Source organism: Gillisia sp. Hel1_33_143 (assembly GCF_900104765.1).
Lineage (GTDB): Bacteria > Bacteroidota > Bacteroidia > Flavobacteriales > Flavobacteriaceae > Gillisia.
Genome location: NZ_LT629737.1, coordinates 3,031,712 through 3,056,468 on the forward strand (window position 1 = coordinate 3,031,712; position 24,757 = coordinate 3,056,468).

At 33.6% G+C, this 24,757-nt stretch carries 28 protein-coding genes; 12 read left to right on the forward strand and 16 right to left on the reverse strand.

The features are described from left to right. Positions 1 to 552: a Smr/MutS family protein gene (locus tag BLT84_RS14185; protein WP_034895034.1), complete on the reverse strand. Its 552-nt coding sequence runs from the start codon at positions 550 to 552 to the stop codon at positions 1 to 3. Next, the gene (locus BLT84_RS14190; protein WP_034895037.1) at positions 549 to 764 is read right to left on the reverse strand and encodes a hypothetical protein; all 216 of its coding nucleotides are present in this window, start codon (positions 762 to 764) and stop codon (positions 549 to 551) included. The genes BLT84_RS14185 and BLT84_RS14190 overlap by 4 nt, the downstream gene beginning before the upstream one ends. Positions 765 to 839: 75 nt before the next feature. On the opposite strand from BLT84_RS14190, the gene BLT84_RS14195 reads away from it, so the two are divergent. Genes BLT84_RS14195 through BLT84_RS14205 form a run of 3 tightly spaced genes read left to right on the forward strand, consistent with a single transcriptional unit; the run spans position 840 to position 3,315 of the window. Further along, positions 840 to 2,654: a T9SS type A sorting domain-containing protein gene (locus tag BLT84_RS14195; RefSeq protein WP_091267045.1), complete on the forward strand. Its 1,815-nt coding sequence runs from the start codon at positions 840 to 842 to the stop codon at positions 2,652 to 2,654. Positions 2,655 to 2,668: 14 nt separating this feature from the next. Further along, positions 2,669 to 2,956, forward strand: a complete 288-nt coding sequence (locus BLT84_RS14200; protein WP_034895043.1) for a DUF2752 domain-containing protein — start codon at positions 2,669 to 2,671, stop codon at positions 2,954 to 2,956. Positions 2,957 to 2,982: 26 nt separating this feature from the next. After that, positions 2,983 to 3,315, forward strand: coding sequence for a CCC motif membrane protein (locus tag BLT84_RS14205; protein ID WP_091267048.1), 333 nt, complete (start codon positions 2,983 to 2,985; stop codon positions 3,313 to 3,315). A gap of 77 nt (positions 3,316 to 3,392) precedes the next feature. Here BLT84_RS14205 and hisS read toward each other — a convergent pair whose 3' ends face one another. Beyond that, a complete protein-coding gene (hisS, locus tag BLT84_RS14210) occupies positions 3,393 to 4,763 on the reverse strand; it encodes a histidine--tRNA ligase (RefSeq protein WP_091267052.1) in 1,371 nt (456 codons plus the stop codon). A gap of 193 nt (positions 4,764 to 4,956) precedes the next feature. Here hisS and BLT84_RS14215 point away from each other — a divergent pair, with 193 nt between their 5' ends. Further along, positions 4,957 to 6,198 carry an ABC transporter permease gene (locus tag BLT84_RS14215; protein WP_034895052.1) on the forward strand — a complete coding sequence of 414 codons (1,242 nt, stop codon included), beginning with the start codon at positions 4,957 to 4,959 and terminating at the stop codon, positions 6,196 to 6,198. Here BLT84_RS14215 and BLT84_RS14220 read toward each other — a convergent pair whose 3' ends face one another. The 4 genes from BLT84_RS14220 to rpsF all read right to left on the reverse strand — a co-directional run bounded on the left by BLT84_RS14220 (position 6,199) and on the right by rpsF (position 7,843). Further along, positions 6,199 to 6,672 carry a DUF6495 family protein gene (locus tag BLT84_RS14220; RefSeq protein ID WP_034895057.1) on the reverse strand — a complete coding sequence of 158 codons (474 nt, stop codon included), beginning with the start codon at positions 6,670 to 6,672 and terminating at the stop codon, positions 6,199 to 6,201. A gap of 70 nt (positions 6,673 to 6,742) precedes the next feature. After that, the gene (gene rplI, locus BLT84_RS14225) at positions 6,743 to 7,192 is read right to left on the reverse strand and encodes a 50S ribosomal protein L9 (RefSeq protein ID WP_034895060.1); all 450 of its coding nucleotides are present in this window, start codon (positions 7,190 to 7,192) and stop codon (positions 6,743 to 6,745) included. Between the two features lie 13 nt (positions 7,193 to 7,205). Further along, positions 7,206 to 7,502 carry a 30S ribosomal protein S18 gene (rpsR, locus tag BLT84_RS14230; protein WP_034895144.1) on the reverse strand — a complete coding sequence of 99 codons (297 nt, stop codon included), beginning with the start codon at positions 7,500 to 7,502 and terminating at the stop codon, positions 7,206 to 7,208. A gap of 2 nt (positions 7,503 to 7,504) precedes the next feature. Next, on the reverse strand, positions 7,505 to 7,843 hold the full coding sequence (gene rpsF / locus BLT84_RS14235; protein WP_034895062.1) for a 30S ribosomal protein S6: 339 nt from the start codon (positions 7,841 to 7,843) through the stop codon (positions 7,505 to 7,507). A gap of 164 nt (positions 7,844 to 8,007) precedes the next feature. Here rpsF and BLT84_RS14240 point away from each other — a divergent pair, with 164 nt between their 5' ends. Further along, on the forward strand, positions 8,008 to 8,718 hold the full coding sequence (locus tag BLT84_RS14240; RefSeq protein WP_172822459.1) for a LytR/AlgR family response regulator transcription factor: 711 nt from the start codon (positions 8,008 to 8,010) through the stop codon (positions 8,716 to 8,718). A 90-nt stretch (positions 8,719 to 8,808) separates the two neighbouring features. On the opposite strand, the gene priA is transcribed toward BLT84_RS14240, so the two are convergent. The 5 genes from priA to nadC all read right to left on the reverse strand — a co-directional run bounded on the left by priA (position 8,809) and on the right by nadC (position 14,226). Next, the gene (gene priA, locus BLT84_RS14245) at positions 8,809 to 11,262 is read right to left on the reverse strand and encodes a primosomal protein N' (protein WP_091267056.1); all 2,454 of its coding nucleotides are present in this window, start codon (positions 11,260 to 11,262) and stop codon (positions 8,809 to 8,811) included. Positions 11,263 to 11,369: 107 nt separating this feature from the next. After that, the gene (locus BLT84_RS14250; RefSeq protein ID WP_034895147.1) at positions 11,370 to 11,798 is read right to left on the reverse strand and encodes a DUF2147 domain-containing protein; all 429 of its coding nucleotides are present in this window, start codon (positions 11,796 to 11,798) and stop codon (positions 11,370 to 11,372) included. A 56-nt stretch (positions 11,799 to 11,854) separates the two neighbouring features. Next, the gene (locus tag BLT84_RS14255) at positions 11,855 to 12,418 is read right to left on the reverse strand and encodes a chalcone isomerase family protein (protein ID WP_034895071.1); all 564 of its coding nucleotides are present in this window, start codon (positions 12,416 to 12,418) and stop codon (positions 11,855 to 11,857) included. A 23-nt stretch (positions 12,419 to 12,441) separates the two neighbouring features. Next, positions 12,442 to 13,365: a YihY/virulence factor BrkB family protein gene (locus BLT84_RS14260; protein ID WP_091267059.1), complete on the reverse strand. Its 924-nt coding sequence runs from the start codon at positions 13,363 to 13,365 to the stop codon at positions 12,442 to 12,444. Beyond that, positions 13,366 to 14,226 carry a carboxylating nicotinate-nucleotide diphosphorylase gene (gene nadC, locus BLT84_RS14265; RefSeq protein ID WP_091267062.1) on the reverse strand — a complete coding sequence of 287 codons (861 nt, stop codon included), beginning with the start codon at positions 14,224 to 14,226 and terminating at the stop codon, positions 13,366 to 13,368. It abuts the gene before it with no gap. A gap of 41 nt (positions 14,227 to 14,267) precedes the next feature. Here nadC and rlmH point away from each other — a divergent pair, with 41 nt between their 5' ends. From rlmH to BLT84_RS14285, 4 genes are all read left to right on the forward strand, one after another. Beyond that, positions 14,268 to 14,741: a 23S rRNA (pseudouridine(1915)-N(3))-methyltransferase RlmH gene (gene rlmH / locus BLT84_RS14270; protein ID WP_034895077.1), complete on the forward strand. Its 474-nt coding sequence runs from the start codon at positions 14,268 to 14,270 to the stop codon at positions 14,739 to 14,741. A gap of 5 nt (positions 14,742 to 14,746) precedes the next feature. Continuing rightward, positions 14,747 to 15,319, forward strand: a complete 573-nt coding sequence (locus BLT84_RS14275) for a non-canonical purine NTP diphosphatase (protein ID WP_091267066.1) — start codon at positions 14,747 to 14,749, stop codon at positions 15,317 to 15,319. A gap of 74 nt (positions 15,320 to 15,393) precedes the next feature. Continuing rightward, positions 15,394 to 17,250 carry a DEAD/DEAH box helicase gene (locus tag BLT84_RS14280; RefSeq protein WP_091267071.1) on the forward strand — a complete coding sequence of 619 codons (1,857 nt, stop codon included), beginning with the start codon at positions 15,394 to 15,396 and terminating at the stop codon, positions 17,248 to 17,250. Between the two features lie 70 nt (positions 17,251 to 17,320). Next, on the forward strand, positions 17,321 to 18,082 hold the full coding sequence (locus BLT84_RS14285) for a carboxypeptidase-like regulatory domain-containing protein (protein ID WP_091267075.1): 762 nt from the start codon (positions 17,321 to 17,323) through the stop codon (positions 18,080 to 18,082). Between the two features lies 1 nt (position 18,083). Here the strand turns inward: BLT84_RS14285 and BLT84_RS14290 are convergent, their stop codons facing one another. From BLT84_RS14290 to rocD, 3 genes are all read right to left on the reverse strand, one after another. Beyond that, positions 18,084 to 18,644 carry an SRPBCC family protein gene (locus BLT84_RS14290; protein ID WP_091267079.1) on the reverse strand — a complete coding sequence of 187 codons (561 nt, stop codon included), beginning with the start codon at positions 18,642 to 18,644 and terminating at the stop codon, positions 18,084 to 18,086. Between the two features lie 34 nt (positions 18,645 to 18,678). Beyond that, positions 18,679 to 19,335, reverse strand: a complete 657-nt coding sequence (locus BLT84_RS14295) for a TrmH family RNA methyltransferase (RefSeq protein WP_081891381.1) — start codon at positions 19,333 to 19,335, stop codon at positions 18,679 to 18,681. 83 nt (positions 19,336 to 19,418) lie between these two features. Further along, entirely contained in the window at positions 19,419 to 20,699 is a 1,281-nt protein-coding gene (gene rocD / locus BLT84_RS14300; RefSeq protein WP_034895093.1) for an ornithine--oxo-acid transaminase, read from the reverse strand. 172 nt (positions 20,700 to 20,871) lie between these two features. Between rocD and rlmD the strand changes: the two genes are divergently transcribed. Genes rlmD through BLT84_RS14315 form a run of 3 tightly spaced genes read left to right on the forward strand, consistent with a single transcriptional unit; the run spans position 20,872 to position 23,493 of the window. Further along, on the forward strand, positions 20,872 to 22,281 hold the full coding sequence (gene rlmD / locus BLT84_RS14305) for a 23S rRNA (uracil(1939)-C(5))-methyltransferase RlmD (protein ID WP_091267083.1): 1,410 nt from the start codon (positions 20,872 to 20,874) through the stop codon (positions 22,279 to 22,281). Then, complete coding sequence (locus BLT84_RS14310; RefSeq protein WP_091267087.1) at positions 22,263 to 22,820, forward strand: DUF6452 family protein; 558 nt, start codon at positions 22,263 to 22,265, stop codon at positions 22,818 to 22,820. The genes rlmD and BLT84_RS14310 overlap by 19 nt, the downstream gene beginning before the upstream one ends. Then, complete coding sequence (locus BLT84_RS14315; RefSeq protein ID WP_091267090.1) at positions 22,786 to 23,493, forward strand: DUF6048 family protein; 708 nt, start codon at positions 22,786 to 22,788, stop codon at positions 23,491 to 23,493. Before BLT84_RS14310 ends, BLT84_RS14315 begins: the two co-directional genes overlap by 35 nt. Here BLT84_RS14315 and BLT84_RS14320 read toward each other — a convergent pair. Beyond that, positions 23,490 to 24,659, reverse strand: a complete 1,170-nt coding sequence (locus tag BLT84_RS14320; protein ID WP_091267094.1) for a class I SAM-dependent RNA methyltransferase — start codon at positions 24,657 to 24,659, stop codon at positions 23,490 to 23,492. The two genes, BLT84_RS14315 and BLT84_RS14320, sit on opposite strands and share 4 nt — an antisense overlap. Positions 24,660 to 24,757: the final 98 nt, after the last annotated feature.

A 24,757-nucleotide genomic window follows, 5' to 3' on the forward strand; every position in this document is an offset into this window, starting at 1 on the left:
TTAATTATTTTGAAAGAAATAAACTTCTGTTGCGCCAACGCCATATTTTTGATAATCTGCATCATAAAATTTAAGATTATCATACCTACCAAGCAAAAAATCTAACTCTGCTTTAAGCACTCCTTCTCCAACACCATGTATGAATACAATTTTCTGAATACGCTTTCTCATAGCAAATTCTAATTGGTGTTTTGCAGTATCAATTTGAAGGGTTAGTATATCGTAATTGCTCATCCCCCTAAAAGATCTCACTAATTTTTCTATATGAAGATCCACTTCCATGGGTGGTGCATTTCTTTCTTTAGGCTTCACCCTAATAGATCTTGACTTTTTTGAAGCTTGTTTCTCTCTCAAAATATCAGAAACAGGAACATCACTAGTTGCTATTAACCTACTCTGCTCATCGTCTAATCTAACCAGCTCAGAAGGATGATAGTCTAGCAAAAACCCTTCTGTAGTTTCTACAGTTACAGTAGATGCATCAATATTCACCACAACACCCTCTAGAGCATCATCAAGAACTTCAACCTTATCATTTACCTGAAAAATCATAGCTCTTCCTCTTTTTTATCAGTATCCTCTAAATGATCATCTTTGGTGTAAGACCAATGATTGGTGGCGCGATACAAACCAAACATTATTATTATAAGACCAACTATTTGCAAATATTTACTCTTCTCATCCCCGGAAATAGTATAGATAATTATTCCACCGCCTATTACTATAAAAATAGTATTGATAAGTTGAGCATTTTTTTTGATCATAAATAACTGATTTTTAGCGTTTAAAAGAATAGTGCAATCTATAAAAAAGCTATTTTTATATAAAAGACTTGTATTATGAAGCAAATATACATCATCGTTTTCTTTTTTATAAGCATTCATGGATATTCCCAATTATATATTAAACCAGATGCCAATCAGGATAGCTATGTCTACGTGGAGAGTACTGAGATATTTGTGGAAAAACAAATAGACATAAAGCTACAGGAATCAGAAAATCAGATATCCGGATTGTTCTTAAGAAATGAAGGGCAGCTACTGCAAGGTAAATCCAACATCCCAAATACTGGAAATGGATTTCTATCTGTTTTTCAAGAAGGAGAGGCAACCGCGTACACTTATAATTATTGGTCTTTGCCGGTTTCAGATGTAAGTTCAGTAAAAAAAATAGATAATGTACTGTATGACCCACTAGATAAATTAAGAAGTAAGAAAATTGAAACCACTACTGCATTGAATGGAAGTTCGAACCCTCTAAAAATTTCAAATAAATGGTTATATAAATTTTCAGGAGATAATTATTACAATTGGCTTTACATAGGCAATAATTTTGATCTTCTTCCTGGAGAAGGTTTTTCAATGAAAGGAGTAGAAGGCCAAAATATGAGCATAGTGCTTTATAATATCTTTAATAACCCTGGCAGTAAACAACGATATGATTTTAGAGGTCTCCCAAATAACGGTTCATATGCACTCAATATTCAAAAAGAGATGAGTCTCCTCGTTGGCAACCCATACCCTTCTGCCTTAGATCTCAATCTATTTCTAACAGAAAATACAAGCATTACCGGGATTGCATATTTTTGGGATTCTGCTCCAATAGCTTCACATAATTTACGTGATTATGAGGGAGGATATGGAGCTTACTCTCCCGCCTTAGGTGATTATGGCTATGTTCCTCCATTATTTAAAAGATATAATTCTTATGGAGATGAATTAACTAGCACTACCAAGAATGGAATTTATTACGGAAGAAGATATGCTCCAATTGCTCAAGGCTTCATGATTATAGGCTTATTAGATGGCTTCGTAAATTTTAAAAATGAATACCGATCTTACATAAAAGAAAATGTCCTGAATTCTCATTTTAAAAATCAGAAAAAGGAAGATGAAATAGGTCTAGAAATTTCGTTTTTAAGATTGAATATAGACTTTGACAAAGAATATTCAAGGCAACTTTTATTATCTAACAACGAGAATTCTACCATACATGCAGACAGAGCTATGGATGCAGAAAATATTTCGAAATCTAAATCTGACATTGGATGGCTTATAGATAATAAGAACTTTATAATTAACATACAACCTATTGAAGCTAACACCAAAATCCCCTTACAGATCATTTTAAGTGAGAATAGAACTATTACATTCCAGGTTGAAAAAATCCATAGTTTTAAACTTCCCATATTTCTATATGACGCTTTTACAGAAGAAACTCATTATCTAAGTGACCTTAATGAATTTACTTTCACTCTAGATGAGGGAGTATATAACGACAGGTTTTATCTTACTTTTCTCAAAGAATATAAACCTAACCATGAAGAAGAAGAAGAAGAAGAAGAAGAAGAAGAAGAAGAAGAAGAAGATCACGCTGAGATAGAAAATGAAATTCCCCTAACTCCCATAGATAACCTGCAGGCTTATCAAGATCATGATCTCCATAAAATCATAGTGCGTTTACCCAAACTTCTTAATGCTTCAGAAATAGAATTATTTGATGATCGCGGAAGAAAGATTTTTAAGCTTAAAGCCATTAAAGATGAATTTTTATATGAGCTTCCAACAAATAATTTGAGCCACGGACTTTATTTCATAAAAATTAAAAGCACTAAAGGCAATTATATCTCTAAAAAAATAATAATTTCAAAGTAATTTTTGAGAGAACTATGGAAGACTATTTTCTTCCCTGCTTAAACAAGCAAATATTTGGAATGGAATGTTATGGCTGCGGAGGCCAGCGTGCAGCTATGCTTTTATTACATGGACATTTTAAAGAGGCGTTCTTCATGTTTCCTGCGATCTATAGCCTTTTAATGCTATTATTTTTCTTGGTTTTAAATCTATTTATTAGAATTAAAAATGAATTTAAGATCAAAATGCTTCTTATTTATATTAATGTGGCAGTAATATTTATAAATTACAGCATTAAATTATATCACCTTTATCAAATCTAACAGTCTAATCTATCTTTTTTAAAACTATGAACTTACAAAAACAAGAACTTCCCAATTCTACTTTAATTCTTATAATGGGCATACTATCTATAGTTGGCTGTTGCTGCTATGGCGCGGTTGGTTTGATATTTGGGATTGTTGCCGTAATCCTTTCAAAAAAATCCATAGAGATCTATCAATCTAACCCAGAGCTTTACTTAGGATATCAAAATGTAAAAACTGGAAGAATTTTGGGAATTATAGGTATTGTACTTAGCGCAATAGTTGTTCTCTCTTGGCTCGTAGCTTTAATATTTTTTGGAGGAATGGAAGGTATTTATCATATGCAAGATGAAGTAATTAGACAATATGGAGGATAATCTAATTTGTTTATAAAAAAAACACCGGTTGTTTCTAATCTGAGACAACCGGTGTTTTTTTTTATGATATTCAGAATCTATGTTAGCAGCTCTTTTAACTTATCTATAGAAACCTTTTCCTGATCTCCCGTTTTCATATTCTTAAAACCATATAGTTTCTTTTCTATTTCTTCTTCCCCGGCTAAAATAACAAAGGGTATATCTCTTCTATTTGCATAGTTCATTTGCTTTTTCATTTTAGCATCATCTGGATAAAGCTCCGCAGAGATCCCTGCTTCTCTTAATTCTTTAACAGCCTTTAAAGCGTAAAGCGCCTCGTTCTGCCCAAAATTGATGAACATCACTTTTGTATTTGCAGTAACTGTCTGCGGAAAAAGATCTAATTCTTCCATAACAAGGTAGATCCTGTCTAAACCAAAAGAGATACCCACACCACTCATATTCTTAAGACCAAAAATTCCGGTAAGATCATCATACCTTCCTCCCCCACCTATAGAGCCCATTTTGACTCCTTCTGGAGCCGACACTTCGAAAATTGCACCTGTATAATAATTCAATCCTCTAGCTAAAGTAACATCCAGATCTAAAATTGCTGTCTTTAACGGCATGTTAGAAATTACCTTATTAACAAATTTAAGTTCTTGAATTCCTTTTTGTCCTATTTCAGAATTTTCCAGAATCTTATTTAAAACTTCAATTTTATGTTCAAAACTCCCTTTTAAAGAAAAAATTGGCTGAATATTATTTAGAGCTTCAGAAGAAATACCTTTTTCAAGCATTTCTTTTTTAACTCCATCTTCTCCAATTTTATCTAGCTTATCTAAAGCCACTGTGAAATCTATCAATTTATCCTGTTCTCCAATAACTTCTGCAAAACCAGATAAGATTTTTCTATTATTGATCTTAATAGTTACTCCGTTCAAACCTAATTGAGAAAACACGGCGTCGTAGAGCTGCACAAATTCAACTTCTTGCCAAAGGCTATCGCTCCCTACAACATCTGCATCACATTGAAAAAATTCTCTAAAACGTCCTTTTTGAGGCCTGTCTGCTCTCCATACAGGTTGAATTTGATAGCGCTTAAAAGGAAACTCTATTTCGCTTTGATGTTGCACTACGTATCTAGCAAACGGTACAGTAAGATCATACCTCAGAGCTTTTTCACTAATTGAAGATGTGAGCTTTACACTATCATGATCCTTAAGTGCATATGAATCAGCTTTTTTTAAGTAATCTCCAGAATTAAGGATTTTAAATATTAATCTATCCCCTTCTTCTCCATACTTACCCATAAGCGTATCAGAATTTTCAAAACTAGGGGTTTCAATAGGTTGAAATCCGAATTTCTGAAATTGAGATCTTATCGTATCAATTACAAAATTACGTTTTGCCACTTCTGAAGGAGAAAAGTCTCTAGTACCTTTTGGAATAGATGGTTTTTGTGCCATAATATAGTTTAATGCTAAGCTTGAAGCTTTTAAAGATTAAAAATAAGATTTCAATTACGAGCCTTAATTGAAATACCGCTAGAAAATTTGAAGTGCAAATATCTTAAATTTTAGGCGTTCGCAAACAATTTTAAAATTTTAAGTAACAATCTAGTATTTTGTTAGTCTAACTAGTGCGCTTTTAAATATAATTATGTTCCCACTATTAAAGGAAAATATAAGAATTGCTTTTGATTCCATAAAGAGTCAGCTTCTTAGAACCATACTTACTGTACTAATTATTGCAATTGGAATAACTGCCCTAGTTGGTATACTTAGTGCCGTTAGCGCATTAGAAAACACCATTAGTAGTGATTTTGCATCTATGGGTGCGAATACCTTTAACCTGCAGCAATACGAATTCTCTACACAAAGGCGTGGTGGTGGAGAAAGAGAAAAGATTAACCCTATAATCTCCTACAGAGAGGTTCATGATTTTAAGGAAGCTTATATCTATCCGCAAACTCAGACCTCCATCTCTTTTACAGGTACCGGAACCGCAGAAGTAAAGCATGAAAACGATAAAACTGACCCGGAAGTTTCTGTATTAGGAGTAAATGAATTTTTTCTTTCAAATTCTGGATTAGAATTAGAGAAAGGAAGAGAATTTAACTATTTCGATATTCAGAACAATAATAATGTTGCTGTGTTAGGTTCAGATTTTGCAAATGGACTGTTTAAAGAGCAGGATCCTATCAATAAAACAATAAGTATTAGAGGAGTAAAATTTAGAGTAATTGGGATATTAGAATCTAAAGGTTCTACTTTTGGAAACAACCAGGATCTTAGAGTTTTAATTCCAATAGAGCTAGCTAGATCTATGTTTACCCAACCTAACATCAATTATAACATAAGTGTTAAGGTAGATGATAAAGAGCTTATGGAGGGAGCTCAAAGTGAAGCAATCATTACGTTCAGAAATATTAGAAAACTTAAACCTCTGGAAGAAAATGATTTTGGAATTGGTAAAAGTGACGATCTAATAAATAGGATCTTTTCTATTACAAGCTATCTTAATATTGCGGCATGGATTATCTCTATTATAACCATTTTCGGGTCATCTATAGCTTTAATGAACATCATGCTGGTATCTGTTACAGAAAGAACAAGAGAGATAGGAATTAGAAAAGCTTTGGGCGCCAAGGGAAGTACCATTGCCACCCAATTCTTTATGGAGACTTTAATAATTGGTCAGTTAGGAGGTATCCTAGGTATTCTTCTAGGTATCCTAATAGGACTTGGAGTTTCTGCAGTTGCAGATTTTGATTTTGTAACTCCATGGAAAGCTATGTTCTGGGCTACGGGAATCACCATTTTAGTAGCTATTCTGGCAGGAAGTTATCCAGCTAGTAAGGCGGCTAAACAGAATCCGGTAGATTCTCTACATTACGAATAATTAAGAATTCACAAAAGTATCAAAGTAACCAAAAAGCTCTCCTTTAGTAATTACTGCGCCTTGTTGAATAAGAGCAAAAATATCTTTATTCCTATCTGCATTCAATACTTTGGAAGAAGTGAAAAGGTTAACTGCGTCATCCATAATATTTTTTCGTAGCCAATTATAGCCTTCACGAGAAGTAAGATCTATTGCTTCATTTTCCACCTTAATGGCTATTAGATCCATTTCTACTTCAGTTATATTGAAAAGATATATTTGCTGCGGAGAGAAATGCTCTAAAAATTCTACTTTATCAAGAACTCCTTCCCACACCAAGTCACTAAACAGATCTAACTCTTCTTCTGCCACCTCTGGCTTATTAGTTTTTATATCTCCCCACTCTTTAGCGGTAATAGATTGTGTAGCTAAGAAGTTAATGAACTCCTGATGCATTTCTTCTAATTGCTCTTTTGTAAGTCGTGTATATTTCATAATTAAAAAAGTATAAAAATAAGAAAAGCCCACTCTATAAGAGTAGGCTTTTCAAAATAAAAAGTATTGCTTATGCTTCTGATACTACATCAAAAGTAAAGGTAGAAATTACTTCACGGTGAAAACGCAATGTAGCTTCATATTGTCCTAAACGCTTAATGTTACCACCAGCAATTGTAATATATTTTTTCTCTAATTCTACACCTTCTTTAGCAAGAGCGTCAGAAAGGTCAGCATCTGTAATAGATCCAAACATTTTATCTCCACCACCTGCTTTAGCAGTAAGTTTCAATTCCAATCCGTTAAGTTTAGCGGCTTGTTTTTTAGCTTCGTCTATATTCTTTTGTTCTTTAAAAGCACGTTGCTTTAAAGTTTCAGCTAAAACTTTTTTAGCTGAAGGAGTAGCCAATTCAGCAAATCCTTGAGGGATAAGAAAATTTCTACCGTAACCATTCTTCACAGTTACCATATCATTTTTAAATCCTAAATTTTCTACGTCTTTTCTAAGTATCAATTCCATAATTGCCTCTTTCTTATTTTAATAAATCGCCAACATAAGGCATTAATGCTAAATGACGTGCACGTTTAACCGCTACAGCCACTTTACGCTGATATTTTAGAGAAGTTCCTGTTAAACGACGAGGTAACAATTTACCTTGCTCATTTACGAAACTCAACAACCAATCTGCATCTTTGTAATCGATGTATTTAATACCAGATCTCTTAAATCTACAGTATTTTTTAGTTTTTGAGGTCTCTATGTTAAGTGGGGTAAGATATCTGATCTCCCCATCTTTTTTTCCTTTTGCTTGTTGTTCAATAGATGACATAACTACGCTTTTTCTTTGTTTCTGTTTCTTCTTTTCTCTGCCCAAGCAATTGCATGCTTATCTAAACTTACAGTTAAGTAACGCATCATACGCTCGTCTCTTCTAAATTCAATCTCTAGAGGATTAATAGCTTCTCCTGGAGCTTGGAATTCGAATAAGTGATAAAAACCACTTTTTTTGTGTTGAATTGGGTACGCTAATTTTTTAAGCCCCCAATTTTCTTTTGATACCATCTTAGCACCGTTAGAAACAAGAAAATCTTCGTATTTCTTAACTGTCTCCTTTATCTGGTCATCAGATAAAACGGGATTCAAGATGAAAACAGTTTCATAATGATTCATAAATATTGAATTTAAATTAATTTGGGTGCAAAAGTAACATCTTTTTTCCTAACTGCAAAGCCTTTTCTACTCGGTTAAGCACTATTTTGCTCGACGAAATTCATATTTATCTTGTATTAATAAGATATATTGAGTAATATTGTTACTACCTAACTCATGCTATAGTGGAAGAAATATTACTGAAATGTGCCGTAGTTGATGATTCCAGCTTGCAAAGGCTTTCCATTGTTAAGCTCATCAAAGATCATCCCAATTTGAAGTTGGTAGCTGAATATAACAACGCTATTGAAACTAAAAACGGGCTATTGGATACTGATGTTGATCTCATCTTTTTAGATATTGAAATGCCAATACTTTCTGGTTTCGATCTATTAGACGATTTACCTAACAAGCCACAAATCATATTTGTTACCGGTAAAACAAAATATGCCTTTAAAGCATTTGATTATGATGCTGTAGATTATATTCACAAGCCGGTTAGTAAAGACAGGTTCAATAACGCTGTTACTAAAGCAATTAATCTTTTCCAATTAAAAAGTAATGGAGCTCCTGTAGAAGATGAGAACTTTATCTTTGTAAAGAGTAACTTAAAGAATAGAAAAGTTTTTCTAAATAAGTTAGATTATATTGAAGCTTTAGGAGATTATGTAAAATTCGTAACAGAAAAAGACACTTTTGTAGTTCTTGCCACGATGAAATCTTTTGAGCAGCAATTACCTAATGATAAGTTTCTTAGAATTCATAAATCTTACATCGTAAACCTTGAAAAGGTTGAGAGATATAATAGTAAGAATATTGAGATCAATAAAAAACAATTACCACTTAGCAGACATAAAAAATCAAATTTAATTGAAGCACTGAGTGCTATGCAATAATCCTCCTACAATTTAGAATCTCCCCTACTTACCTTCTAAATAATAATTGCTTTTTTTTAATGCTAAGCGTTATTCGTCTCCGCTTTTTTTTTAATACGGGTCTACATTAATTATTATTCTCACTGCTCTCCAATTTCCTATAGAATTAAAACTGGTTAATATTTTATTGATATGAGCTTTAGTTTTTCCTAAGGATTGTTTTGGCGGTATTTTTAATAGGATATTTTTATAATATTCATTTCGTATTCTTGCAACCGGTGGAAATTCCGGACCTAGAACATGCTCCTGAAAAACATTCTTTAATGCTAGCGAAAACCACTCTGCCGCTTCGTTTGTTTTTGAATAATCTCTACTCTTAAGTGTGAATTTTACTAATTTATAAAATGGAGGATACTTATATTGATATCTATCTTCCAACTGCTCATTAAACATCCCAAGATAATCTCCTGTAGATACTTGCTGAACTATTCTATGATGCGGATTATACGTCTGAATTAAAACCTTACCTCTATTTTTAGTACGACCCGCTCTACCGGCAACCTGAAGCATTAATTGAAAACTACGCTCATGAGCTCTAAAATCGGGAAAATTAAGAAGATTGTCTGCATTCATAATTCCCACCAACCTAACTTTTCTGAAATCTAAGCCTTTACTTAGCATTTGCGTACCTACTAAAACATCTATAGCTTCCTGCTCGAATGCACTTATTATTTTTTGATGACCATGTTTGCCTCGCGTTGTATCCAGATCCATTCGGCCTATTTTAGCATCGGGTAGCAATGCCTTGAGCTCGGTTTCAATTTGCTCTGTACCAAAACCCTTTGTGGTAAGATCAACACTTCCACAAGCCATGCATTGCTTTTGCATCGCCATATGATAACCGCAGTAGTGACAGCGTAATTGATTACTAAAATTATGATAGGTTAAACTCACATCGCAATTTGGACATTGTGGCGAGTGTCCGCAGGTAGTACACTCTAAAATTGGAGAATACCCTCTTCTATTTTGAAATAAAATTACCTGCTCTCCTTCTTCCAGTGTAAGTTTAATTTCTTTTAACAACTTATCAGAAAAATGGCCGGTCATTTTTTTCTTCTTATATTTCTCCTGTAGGTCTACAATTTCAATCTCGGGCAATTGAACATTTCCAAACCTTCTGTCTAAGGTTACCAACTTATATTTATTGTGGGTAGCATTATAGAAAGATTCTAATGAGGGAGTAGCAGAACCAAGAATTACTTTTCCAGAATGAATGCTAGCAAGAACCACAGCGGCATCTCTGGCATTATATCTTGGAGCAGGATCAAATTGCTTAAAAGTTGTTTCATGTTCCTCATCTACTACTATTAGTCCAAGATCCTGAAAAGGCAGAAATATAGAAGATCTAGCACCAAGGATGATCCTTGCTTTTGAACTTTTATTTAGAACATGTGTGTAGACTTCCATACGCTCATTAATAGAATATTTGCTATGATAGACCAATACCTGCTCTCCAAAATAAGCTTGAAGTCTTGAAACTAGCTGGGAAGTTAAAGCTATCTCTGGCAATAGATAAAGCACCTGTTTACCTTGAGCGATAATTTTCTCGATACTTTTAATATAGATTTCCGTCTTTCCTGAAGAGGTTACACCATGCAACAAACAAACTTCATCATTCTCTAAGCCTTCTTGTATTTCATTAAATGCCTTTTCTTGCCATTCATTCAACAAGAAGGTCTGTTCTACATCATCAAGATCAAACTGAATTCTATCTGTTTTAAGATGGTATTCCACAAATACCTCTTTATCTATTAAAGCTTTTATCACAGAAGCAGAAACTCCACTTTCATTAGATAGTGTTTTTAAGAGTACAGGTTTTTTACTATTTCCATAATACTGAAACCATGTTAAAATAGCTTCACGCTGTTTAGGAGCTTTACTAAGATCATCTAGCAATTTATGCATCTCTGCTTCTTTGGTATACCTCTCATCGAGTTTAACATATCTAAGTAATCTTGGCTTATACTGTTCAAATATCTCTTGATTTATGAGAAGAATATTCTTTGCCACCATAGAATTGACTAATGGCAGAACCATCTTTCTATCCAACAACTGCATAATTTCATTAATCTTGAGAGTAGATTGGCGTTGAAGTGCTTCTACTATTAGATATTCCTGATCATTCAATGAAACATGGTCATGATCAAAAGTTTTATCTAACTCAATTAAGGTTTCACTTTCCAACAAGAATGCTCCCGGTAGCGCAGCTTTCATCACTTCACCTACGGTACACATATAATATCTAGACACCCAAAACCAAAATTCTAATTGAGTTATGGTTACAATTGACGTTTTATCTAAGATCTGCTCTATAGGCTTAGCCTCATAAACCAATGGCTTCTCATTATGGATTTTAGAAACTATTCCGGTATATATTTTTGTCTTTCCAAATGGTACAGCAACCCTAGCTCCTGGATTTAAGAAATCTGCTTCTTCCTCATTTACCTTATAAGTAAAGAGATTATCTAATGGCAGGGGCAGAATAACGTCAATATAAAAATCCATTTCTTAAGCTATGATTGTCACAAATTTAAACTTCTTTTTAAAGTAGAATAAAAAAACCACTCTTTAATAAGAGTGGTTCTATCTAAAAAGTTATAAATCAGAAAGATCTATTTTGCTCTCTGCCAAGTCTGCGTTCTATAGAAAAAGGCAATATATCCTCTAATATTTAGTAAATCTGGATTTTCTTTATCCAACCAGATCTTACATTTATATTCTTTTCCAGATTTTGGATCTGTTACCAAGCCTCCAGAGTATTCATCACCATCTTTTTCCAGACCTCGCATTACTACTAGTCCTTCTATCTTCTTGTCTTTAAGCGCACCATCACAATTGATACATCGCTTATCTCTATCTTCTTCTTTTAGAATTCTTAGTACTTTACCGTGAACTTCTCCTCCATCTTCATAGATCTCTATAATAGAGGTTGGCTTTCCCGTCTCGTCATTCACAGTTTTCCATTTCCCGAAAACCCCTTGAGCCTGAGTACTAAGATTAATAGAAACAACACATAGTAAACATAAAATCAATTTTTTCATCTTCATCTTTTCAATATATTATCAGTTATAAAATGATCTAATATGCAAACCTTCAATTATTTCTTACCTAACATGGCGTCTTTAAGATCATCATCTGCAGGCTTTTCTGATAACCAAATACCAAACAATGCTTTCTTAAATTCTAATCCTTTGATTACCCCTTTATTTTTTCCGTTCTTAGAAACTGTTACACCAACTTCTGGCACGTAAACAATATCAAAAACATCATTTTTGCTAATTTCTTCTGAGAAATAGCTTTTAAATGTATTAATTTCTGAAGCTATAGATTGTGTTTTTCCGCCAGTAGCATTTTGGAAACCTTCATCTACAGCATCTGTCATTTTTTCACTAGATATTAATTTTGAAACTATGTGAATCTTTAATGCCATAGCTTGATTAGAGCTCATTATCTCTGATGCATTAGAACTTTTAGCATTTAAATACAACGCCCCGGCATACATATCCATCCAAAACTTCTCTCTCACTCCAACACCATTTAATACAAGCTTCTGCCCTTCTGCACTCATAGTGTTTGGAACCGTCACTCCTGCGGCTTTAGTTTGAGCTTGTGTAGGTGCGAAAGCAACCATGGCGATAAATAAAATAAGTACTTTTTTCATAATTGGTTTTAAGTTTAATTTGGTTATTTTAAATTTTTCTTCATTTTTAATAAGGAGGCATTCAATTCGAAACCTAGTAACAATATATTCGAATTTATCCAAATATATACCATCATTACCAAAAGTGCTCCAATTGAACCATAAAGTTCATTATACCTTGCGAAATTCTCTATATACAAGCCAAAAAGATAAGTTGTAAGCACCATTAAAATTGTGGTAAAAGTGGCTCCCATAGATAAAAATCTTGCTTGTTTCCCTTCTTTAGTTCCAAAATAATAAAGTGTTGCAACAGCTATATAGATTAGCAATATTAATATTACATATTTTATTATAAGTGTCCAAGTTTTATTATTTCCAAAGGATCCTAAAGTACTAAGGTCATCTACCGCATAAGATAGATAAACCGCTAGTATTACAGTAATAAGCAACAACAATGCCATAACTATAGATACTCCAATAGCCACAATATATTGTTTTACCAAAGATCTATTTGCATTGGTATGATAGGAAAATTCAAATCCTGTAAAAATTGCATTTACCCCATTGGTCATTAAAAAAATCGATAATAAAAATGATACCGATAGTAAGCCACCACGAGGTGTATTGGCAATATCTAAAAATATATCATTAAAAAAATCTGAAGTTGTTGGAGGTAGCAAAGAGTCCATAAAAACTAAGAACTGTAATTGGAAATCGTCTATAAAATTTATATACGGTATCAAATTAAGCATGAACAGCAAGAACGGAAAAAGAGCCATAAAAAAACTGAAAGCCACAGCACTTGCTCTGGTAGAAAAAGTTCCCTTAATAATACCGCCAGAATATATTTCCCAAAGATCAAAGAATGTAAGACCATCTAACCCCGGTAAAATTATTTTAGACGTGTAGTGCCTCCAGGTATCAGAAAATTTCTGTAAAATAGATTTAGAATAGTCTTTAGGTTGCATTTAATCTACTGCTTTTAAACTAAGATCTAAATTATAAATAGAATGTGTTAGTGCACCACTAGACACATAATCTACTCCGCACTGCGCGTATTTTCTTACAGATTCTAAAGTGATACCTCCACTAGATTCGGTTAGACATTTATCTCCTATTAAATTTACCGCTTTTACCGTATCATCAAAATTAAAATTATCTATAAGTATTCTGTAAATTCCTCCACATGCTAAGATCTGTTTTATCTCATCTAAGTTTCGCGCTTCCACAATAATCTTAAGATCTAGCTCCTTATCCTTTAAATATTGTTTCGTTTTAGAAATTGCGTTATCAATACCACCGGCAAAATCTATATGGTTATCCTTGAGCATGATCATATCAAAAAGTCCGAACCTATGATTCTCCCCACCTCCAATTTTTACAGCCCATTTCTCTAAAGCTCTAATTCCCGGTGTAGTTTTTCTGGTGTCTAAGATCTTTGTTTTAGTACCTTCCAGCTTCTTTACAAATTCATTGGTCTTGGTAGCTATAGCACTCATTCTTTGCATTGCATTTAACACAAGTCTTTCTGCTTTTAATATAGATTGAGAAGAACCCTCAACATAAAATACAATATCACCCCTTTTTACTGGAGTTCCATCTTCAACAAGAGTCTCTACTTTTAGCGATTCATCTACCTTAGCAAATACATGCTTAGCAAATTCTACTCCTGCAATTATACCATTATCTTTAACTAATAACTTTGCTTTTCCTAAAGCTGAAATTGGAATACACGCCAGAGAACTATGATCACCATCTCCTATATCTTCTCTCAAAGCGTTGGTAATAATTATTTCAATTTCCTTTTCAAATTGTTCTTGTGAAATCATTTCAATAGTTATTTTTGTAAATGTAGCAAAGTCTTAGTAAAATGACCATAAAATTACTGGCGATAGGTAAAACCGATGATGCCACTCTTCAAAATTTAACTGAAATTTATATTAAACGACTCCAGTTCTATAACAAATTTGACATGGAAGTAATTCCAGACCTTAAGAAGGTTAAGAATTTAGATGAGAATCAACAAAAACAAAAGGAAGGCGAACTTATTTTGAATAAATTATCGCCATCAGATTTTGTGGTATTGTTGGATGAAAATGGAAAGCAATTCTCTTCTGAAGGTTTTTCAGAATTTGTTCAGAAAAGAATGAACAGCGGCTTAAAACAGCTCATCTTTATTATTGGAGGGCCTTATGGGTTTTCTCAGGATGTTTATCACAGAGCAGATTCTAAAGTCTCTTTATCAAAAATGACTTTTTCTCATCAAATGGTACGGTTATTTTTTACAGAGCAACTCTATAGAGCATTTACTATTTTAAGAAACGAACCTTACCATCACAAATAAACAATATGAAAATTGTATTTGCCACTCATAACCAGAACAAACTCATTGAAGTTCAGTCTCAACTAGGATCTAACTATGAAGTGAGCTCACTTACCGATATAGAATGCCACGAAGAGATACCAGAAACTTCTAACACTATAGAAGGCAATGCCATCCTAAAAGCAGATTATGTTACTGAACATTTTAAAATGTATTGCTTTGCGGATGATACCGGATTAGAAGTAGAATCTTTGGGTGGAGAACCTGGTGTATATTCTGCTCGATATTCCGGAGAACAAAAAAATTCAGAAGATAATATAGATAAATTATTAACGAATTTAAAAAACCAGATAAATAGAAAAGCTCAATTTAAGACTGTTATTGCGCTAAATATTGATGGAAAACAACATTTATTTACTGGAATTTGCAAGGGAAGTATTGCAAAGGAACGTTCAGGGAACAAAGGTTTTGGCTACGATTCTGTATTTATTCCTGAGGGTAGCGCTTATACTTTTGCAGAAATGAGCCTAAAAGAAAAAGCGGTATTTAGCCACAGAGGGTTAGCTGTAAAAAAGTTGATTTCATTTCTTTCTAAATAAGTAATTTATTACTTGTATAAATCTGCAATAAGCTGTAAACTAATGCGTACCTTTGCAACTTATTAAAATTTTATATGAATAAATTTGAACAATTAGGATTAAATCCTGCTATACTTAAAGCTATTGAAGACATGGGCTTCGAAAGTCCGAGTGAAGTCCAGGAAAAAGCAATCCCTATTTTATTGCAAGAAGACACCGATATCGTTGCACTTGCCCAAACTGGTACAGGAAAGACCGCTGCTTTTGGTTTTCCAATCATTCAAAAGATTTCTGCTGAAAGTAAGCATACACAAGGATTAATTCTTTCCCCTACTAGGGAATTGTGTTTGCAAATTACCAATGAACTTAAAAATTATGCAAAGCACACTCCAGGCATGAATACGGTTGCTATTTATGGAGGAGCAAGCATTACAGATCAAGCCAAGCAAATTAAGAGAGGTGCACAAATTATTGTGGCTACACCTGGTAGAATGCAGGATATGATTAACCGTAAATTGGTTGATATCTCTAAAATAGAATACTGCGTTCTGGATGAGGCAGATGAAATGTTGAACATGGGCTTCTTTGAAGACATTACAGCTATTCTATCTCACACTCCTAAAGAAAAGAATACATGGTTATTTTCTGCAACCATGCCTAAAGAAGTTTCTACTATTGCTAAGAAATTCATGCGTTCTCCTCAAGAGATCACTGTGGGTAATAGAAATGAAGGTACTTCTAATGTTTCTCATGAATACTACTTAGTAAATTCTAGAGACCGTTATGCGGCACTAAAGAGATTGGCAGATGCAAACCCAGATATCTTTTCGGTAATATTTTGCCGAACTAAAAGAGATACTCAAAAAATTGCAGAGCAACTTATTGAAGATGGATATAATGCAGCAGCATTACACGGAGATCTAAGTCAGAACCAACGTGATTTGGTAATGAAAAGTTTTAGAAACCGTACCATTCAAATGCTAGTTGCAACAGATGTTGCTGCTCGTGGAATTGATGTAGATGATATTACACACGTAATAAACTACCAATTACCAGATGAGATAGAAACTTATACGCACCGAAGCGGAAGAACAGGTAGAGCAGGAAAAAGTGGTGTTTCTATGGTAATTGTTTCTAAGAGCGAACTTAGAAAGATTAAGAGTATAGAGCGAATTATAAAGCAAAACTTTGAACAAAAAGATATTCCAGATGGAATGGAGATTTGTAGAGTACAGCTTTTTCACTTAGCTAATGATATCAAGAATACTAAGATCAATCATGATATTGAACCTTACCTACCAAGTATAGAAGAGGTACTTCAAGATTTTTCTAAAGAAGAATTAATTCAAAAAGTATTCTCTGTTGAGTTTACCCGATTCTTTAATTACTATAAAAACGCTTCAGACCTAAATTCTAAAGTTTCTGCTAATAGTAGAGATAGAGATAGTTCTGGTGGTGGAGATAGTACAAGATATTTTATTAATGTTGGAGCAAAAGATGATTTTGACTGGATGACATTAAAAGATTTCTTGAAAGAAAATCTAGATTTAGGAAGAGATGATGTATTTAGAGTAGATGTAAAAGAAAGTTTCTCTTTCTTTAATACTAACTCTGAGATCTCAGAAAAAGTAATTTCTTATTTCCAAGATTTCCAACACCAAGGTAGACGTGTAAGCGTTGAAATATCTGAGAATGGTGGCGGTGGTGGCCGTTCTGGAGGAAGAAGCAGAGGACGCAGCGATAAACCAAGAGGTGGAGGATTCAAAAAATCTTCTGAAGGTGGTGGAAGCAGCAGAAGAAGATCAGAAAAAACCTTTGATAAAGGTCCAAGATCATCTTCGTCTTCAGAAGCTCCAAGTAGAAGAAGATCTGATTCATCTTCTGAAAAAAGCGGTGGACGTAAAAAGAATATAGAAAGTTCTGTAAACAGAAGAAAATCTAAACGTTCTTAAATAATAAATTAACAATGGGTGGTTTTGGTATAATATTTAATGTACTTTCCACCCATTGTAATTATATTTTATGAGATTATTTTTATCCTTCACCATTCTTTTTTTAATTAGTATTGCCGGGTTTTCTCAAAATCCTGATATTGTTAAAGGAAAAGTTCTTAATGCCGCCAATGACCTTCCTTTGGAAAATGTAAACGTGGTAAATCTCAATCAGGTTAAAGGAACAACCTCTTCTAATGAAGGAGATTTTGAACTTCAGGCTACTGTTAATGACACCTTATTTTTCTCATATCTAGGGTTTAAAACCATTCAAGTAAGAGTAACTAACGATTGGTTAAAATATGGATCTGTCAAAGTGAAAATGACAGAACTTGGAATTGCCTTAGAAGAAGTAGTGGTTTCTCCTCTTAAACTTACCGGTTATTTAGAGATTGATGTAAAGAATATTCCTATCTACGAAAATTACAGATATAGTATATCCGGACTTAATGCAGGTTATGAAGGCGGGGAATATACACCAAGTGCTGCCAGCAGAGCTTTAGGTGCAATTTTTAATCCAGCTGATGCACTCTATAACATGTTTGGTAATAAGCCAAAACAAATGCGTAAGCTTCGTAAAATGAAAGACGATGATGAGATACGCAATCTACTACAGACAAAATTTGACAGACAAACCCTTGCTGCTGTGCTACAAATTAGAGAAGTAGATATTGATGAAATTTTAGCTAGATGTAGCTATTCAAAAGATTTTATAAGAAGTGCTAATGATCTGCAAATATTAGATGCAATAAGTGGATGTTATGAAGAGTATAAAGTTTTAAAGAGAGATTAAATTACCTATAAACAGAAGGTTCTCTATACTGGTTCTTCACTTCCATTAAATTCTTAAGATTCTTTAATCCTGCCTCTAAATCATTACCATAAGCCTTTTCTATAGGATGTAAAAGAGCAATCACAGAAAATGGAAAAGCTAAACCACCTTTAACGCCCCAAACCATTTTAGTTTTATTCTCATCCATTTCTTTAAGACCTTTATAATCTAGAACTACTGTTTTCATAGGACTTACAATAAGAAATCTTGTTTCTATGATCTTTCCCTGATGAATCTTTATAATTTTTTGGGTTCCTTCCTTAAACAATTTGTGTCCTTTCCAGTAGAGCAACGCGTCTAGCTTCCCATCCTCACCTTTATACTTTAAAACACCTTCAAAATCCTGAACGAACCACGGCATCCAAGTATGCTCATTTTTAAGTTGTCTTACATAATTAAAGACTTCATCTTTAGGTCTGTTTATAACAACGGTGCGGCTAATATTAAATTCTTTGCTCGCCCAAGCATGTAAGAATGCGAAAAAAGTTATAATTGCAATTAGGGTATAGAAAAATAACGTCATGGATGGAAATTACGAACTTAATTTTATATAATTATTACTTATTCTTAAAATCTTCTACGATTTTATCTAAATCTTTAAATGATTTTTGCAACCATTCATACTTTACAAGGTTTTTCTCAACATCAGATAATTCCCATGAAACATTTTTATTTCGAAGCTCCTGAGTAAGGTGTTGAAGAATGATGGCTGCAGAAACTGAAATATTTAAACTTTCTGTAAATCCGCGCATTGGTATCTTAATAAAAGCATCTGCTTGCTCCATAATCTCTTGTGAAAGTCCATGTCTCTCCGTTCCAAAAAATATTGCAGAAGGTTTTGTTACATCAAAATCTTGGATATTTTGAGTGTTTCCGTGAGGCGTAGTAGCTACAATTTGATAACCACTTTCCCGTAAGTCTTTGATACATTCTTTACTGCTATGATGCCTATTTAGACTTACCCATTTTTGAGCTCCCATAGCTATTTCACGATCTATCTTTTTTAGATTTCGCTCTTCTATAACATGTATGTTCTGAACTCCAAAGACATCACAACTTCTAATAACCGCACTGGTATTATGTAGTTGATAGACATCTTCTGTAACCACCGTAAAATGATTGGTTCTTTGGTTAATGACTTTTTCAAATAGTTCCTTTCTCCGGGGAGTAAGAAAGTCTTCAAGATAATTTATAAGCTCTGGGGTTATCTCCAAAATATTAGGGTATTATATAAAAATAAAAAAGCTGCCCGAGAGTAAAACGAGCAGCCTTATAAATGATCTTAATGCTAAAATTATTATTTCTCAAACGTTTTTAACGTCTTAATAATAATTTGAACACAATCTTTAAGTTCTGCTTCCGTCATTACCAACGGTGGAGCAAATCTAATAATATTACCGTGAGTTGGCTTTGCTAAAAGCCCATTTTCTTTTAAAGCAACACAAATATCCCAGGCAGTAGAACTATCTTCAGAATCATTAATAACTATAGCATTTAATAACCCTCTACCTCTTACAAGAGAAACAAGGTCACTAGTCTTTATATAATCATTCATTTCTTTTCTAAAAATATCACCCAGCTTTCTAGCATTTTGAGCTAAATTCTCATCCTTCACCACTTCTAACGCCGCAACCGCCACTGCTCCTGCAACCGGGTTACCACCAAAAGTAGAACCGTGTTGTCCTGGCTGAATAACATCCATCACTGCATTATCTGCTAATACTGCAGAAACCGGATAATTACCTCCAGAAAGGGCTTTCCCAAGAATCAATAGATCTGGTCTTGTATAGGTTTCCTGTCTTTCGCAATGTCCTTGACACGTGCAATTTCCACAAACTGCTAATAACGCACCGGTTCTCGCAATTCCAGTTTGAATCTCATCCGCAATAAAAAGTACATTATGAGCTTTACATAATTCTTTGGCCTTCTTCATATAATCATCAGATGGAGTAAAAACTCCTGCTTCCCCTTGAATAGGTTCCACTAAAAACCCGGCTATATTATCATTGCTCTTTAAAGCAGTTTCTAATGCATCTATATCATTATAAGCTATCTTAATAAAACCTGGAGTGTAAGGTCCAAAATTCTTACGTGCATTTTCATCGTTAGAAAAAGAGATCACCGTAGTTGTTCTTCCGTGAAAGTTATTTTCACAAACAATGATCTGTGCTTCTTTCTCATGAACACCTTTGCGCTCATAAGCCCATTTTCTAGCAATTTTAATAGCAGTTTCTACAGCCTCTGCACCGGTATTCATCGGCAACATTTTGTCGAATTTGAAATACTCGGTAGTATATTTTTCGTAAGGTCCTAAAACATCATTATGAAAAGCTCTAGAAGTCAAGGCTAGTTTAGAAGCCTGATCATGCATTGCTTTTACAATTTTAGGATGACAATGACCTTGATTTACTGCTGAATATGCTGAAAGAAAGTCATAATATTTCTTATCTTCTACGTCCCACACATATACTCCTTCTCCTCTACTAAGTACTACAGGTAGTGGATGGTAATTATGAGCTCCGTGTTTATCTTCCATTTGTATCGCTTCTTCGGAAGAGTTGATCTTTTCTAATCGCATGTCGAATTATTTAATGATTTATTTTCTAAAATTCCTTCTTTCCTATTTTTCAATGAAGAAAATCTAGGAGGAGAGAAATCATCCAAACACAACTCCCGCAAATTACTAAATGTAAACTGAAATTTATAATGACAGCATTAATAAATCTTTACAAATATCCTATTTTTGCGCTATGGGAAGAAAGAAAAGAAATCAGGTATTTGAACAATTGGAAATTCTGGATGCCGGAGCTAAAGGTAAAAGCATTGCAAAGGCGCCAGACGGTAAAGTAATATTTATTAACAACGCCGTTCCTGGAGATGTTGCAGACATTCAAACCACGAGAAAGAAAAAAGCTTTTTACGAAGGTACTGCAATAGAATTCCATAAACTTTCTGATAAACGCGTAGAACCTGTTTGCCAACATTTTGGTACTTGTGGTGGATGCAAGTGGCAATTTATGGGTTATGAGCATCAATTATTTTACAAGCAACAAGAAGTTGAAAATAATCTAAAGCGCCTAGGAAAGATTGAATTACCAGAGATGACTCCTATTTTAGGAAGTAAGGATATTTACTTCTATAGAAATAAAATGGAATTTTCTTTTAGCGATAGCCGTTGGTTAACTTTAGACGAAATAAGAAGCAATGAAGATTTTAATGACAAAGAAGCTTTAGGTTTTCATATTCCGGGAATGTGGGATAAGATCTTAGATATAAAAAAATGTCACCTTCAAGCAGACCCAAGTAACAGCATTCGTAACTTTGTAAAGCAGTTTGCAATAGAGAACGACCTATCTTTTTTTAATACAAGAGAACAACGAGGACTTTTAAGAACGTTAATGATAAGAACTTCTTCTATAGGAGAGATTATGGTGTTAGTACAGTTCTTTTCAGATGAAAAAGAAAAACGAGAATTATTACTAAATAATCTTGCCGATAAATTTCCTGAGATTACATCATTACAGTATGTAGTAAATCCTAAGGGTAATGATACTATATATGATCAAGATGTAATATGTTACAAAGGACGTGATCATATTTTTGAAGAAATGGAAGGTCTCAAATTTAAGATCAATGCAAAGTCTTTCTATCAAACAAATTCAAAACAAGCATTTGAACTTTATAAGATAACTAGAGATTTTGCAGGACTCACAGGGAAAGAATTGGTATATGACCTCTATACCGGTACTGGAACAATTGCTCAATTTATAGCAAAAAATGCTGCTAAAGTGGTTGGAATAGAAGCTGTACCTGTTGCTATTGAAGATGCTAAAGAAAATGCGAAGCGTAATAATATAGAAAACACAGAGTTCTTTGCTGGAGATATGAGAAAAGTTTTCACTTCAGAATTCATTAAACTACACGGGCACCCAGATGTAATTGTTACAGATCCTCCTAGAGATGGAATGCATAAAGATGTTGTTGCTCAAATTATTGGTATCTTGCCTCAAAGAATTGTCTATGTAAGTTGTAATTCTGCCACACAGGCTAGAGATCTTGCGCTATTAGATGAGCATTATAAGGTTACAAGAGTGCAGCCAGTAGACATGTTTCCGCAAACTTTTCATGTAGAGAACGTAGTATGTTTAGAAAGAAGATAGGTTTCAATTATAAGAGGGTGCTATTTGGATCTTTAGCAATACTGCTATTAACCATAAGTTGCCAAAAAGATGACATTTGTTCTGCATCTACAATAACTACACCCCTCATCAAAGTGAATTTCTATGATATAGAAAATGATGCGAATGCTGCTAAATCTGTGATCAATTTATCTGTAAGAGCGATCAACGTAGAAGATTTGACAGATACTCTTATTAAAAGAAATACAACTTCTGCTATAGAAATTCCTTTAAATACAAATAGTTCTACAACAGAGTATTTATTTACTGAATACGCTGCAGATAGCGATGGGGAAATAAGTGAGCAAAATCCTCCAAATTCAGATTTGGTAAGATTTAACTATACCAGAAATGAGCAATATTTAAGTAGAGCTTGCGGCTATAGAATTTTATATGAAGATGTTCAGGTTCAAATAAGCAAACCAGAGGGTGATACTTCAGAAAATTGGATCAAAGATTTTACAGTTAATGACAGCATTATAGACAATGAAACAATTACATATATTTCTATTTACCATTAGCATCTTTTTTCTATCTGGATTAGCATCGGTAAGATCTCAAACGATAACCGATTCTCTTAAGTTCAAAGAAAAATATGGTCTAAGAGTAGGAACAGACCTAAGTAAGCTCATAAGATCTTTCGCAGAAGAGGATTATAGCGGATTTGAACTTATGGGAGATTATAGAGTTTATAAGAACTACTATCTCGCCGCAGAAATTGGTAATGAAACTTTAAATTATGAAAGTAGCACTCTAGCTGTTACAGCTAAAGGGAGTTATATTAAATTGGGGGCAGATTATAATGCTTATGAGAATTGGACTGGAATGGAGAATATGATCATTGTAGGTGCTAGATATGGCTTTGCAACCTTTTCACAAACCTTAGATGAATATGTTATTTATACAGATTCCCAATATTTTCCGCCTAATGTAAATACAGAGGCTATAGAGGCAAAAGGCTTAAATGCAAGTTGGCTGGAATTAATGGTAGGTATAAAAGTTGAAGTTTTAAATAATCTATATTTAGGAGGTAACGTTCAACTTAAACGAAGAATAACTCAAACAACTCCTAGAGATTTTGACAATCTTACCATTCCTGGGTTTAATAGAACGTATGATGATAGTTTCTTTGGTGTTGGTTATAATTACAGTATTTCCTATTTAATACCACTATACAAAAAAGCCAAGAATTAATCTTGGCTATCTTTTATTTTATGAAGTTTCTTCGTTCCTTCATAGATCTCATATTTTAAAAGCTTAGATTCTAAAGAGCCATTAAAAAGTTTGATCTTTCTTGAAGGTCTCAATCCCACATGCTTAATAGATTCTAAATTGGAAGTAATAAACCACGACTCTGTTCCTGGATAACTTTGTTTTAAAGTATCTCCTATTTCTTTATAGAAAGCAGGCATATCAATATTCAAGCGTTCCCCATATGGAGGATTAAAAACCATATGCAAGTGTCTGTCATTTTGTTTAACGCTCGCAAAGAAATCTTGCTGCTTCACCTTTATATAATCAGATAAATTAGCATTCTCTATATTATCTATAGCTTTATTCACTGCAGAAGGAGCAGTGTCATATCCTAACATGGTAAAATGATATTCTCTAACTTTCTTTAATACAGATTCTTCAATTTTTTCAAACAAATCTACATCCCAATCTTTCCATTTTTCAAAAGCAAATTCTTTTCTATTTAAGTTTGGGGGAATATTACAAGCAATCATCGCTGCTTCAATAAGTATCGTTCCACTACCACACATCGGGTCCAGAAAATCACTCTGTCCATCCCAACCAGATAATAGCAAAAGACCTGCAGCAAGCACTTCATTAATAGGTGCAATATTGGTTGCTGTTTTATATCCTCTCTTATGCAAAGACTGGCCAGAGCTGTCTAGAGCCACATTACAGGTTTCATTTTCAATATGAATATTTACCCGCAAGGTTGGAAAATCTAGATCTACATTAGGTCTATCATCGTATTTCTCTCTAAATCTATCAACTATAGCATCCTTAGTTTTTTGAGCTATATACATAGAATGAGTAAACTTTTCTGAATGAACCGTTGCATCTATAGCTAAAGTATCATTAACATCCATAAATTCTTCCCAGGCTATCTTCTTGATCTCTCTGTATAGATCATCCTCTGTTCTAATTTTAAAGGTTTTAAAAGGTTTTAAGATCTTAATAGCAGTTCTTAAGCAAAGATTAGCTTTGTACATAAATCCAATATCTCCACTAAATTTTACGTTACGAGTACCTTCAACGATATCCATTGCTCCAAGCGCACGTAATTCTTTAGCTAATATTGGTTCAAACCCATAAAGAGTTTTTGCCACCATCTCAAAATTATTTCCCATTTCATAAATTTATAGAACCGCAAAAATACGTTAATTTTACAGGATAAAATAATAGACCCAAGGTGTCTTATAGTTAATATTGGTAGTATTGAAATATT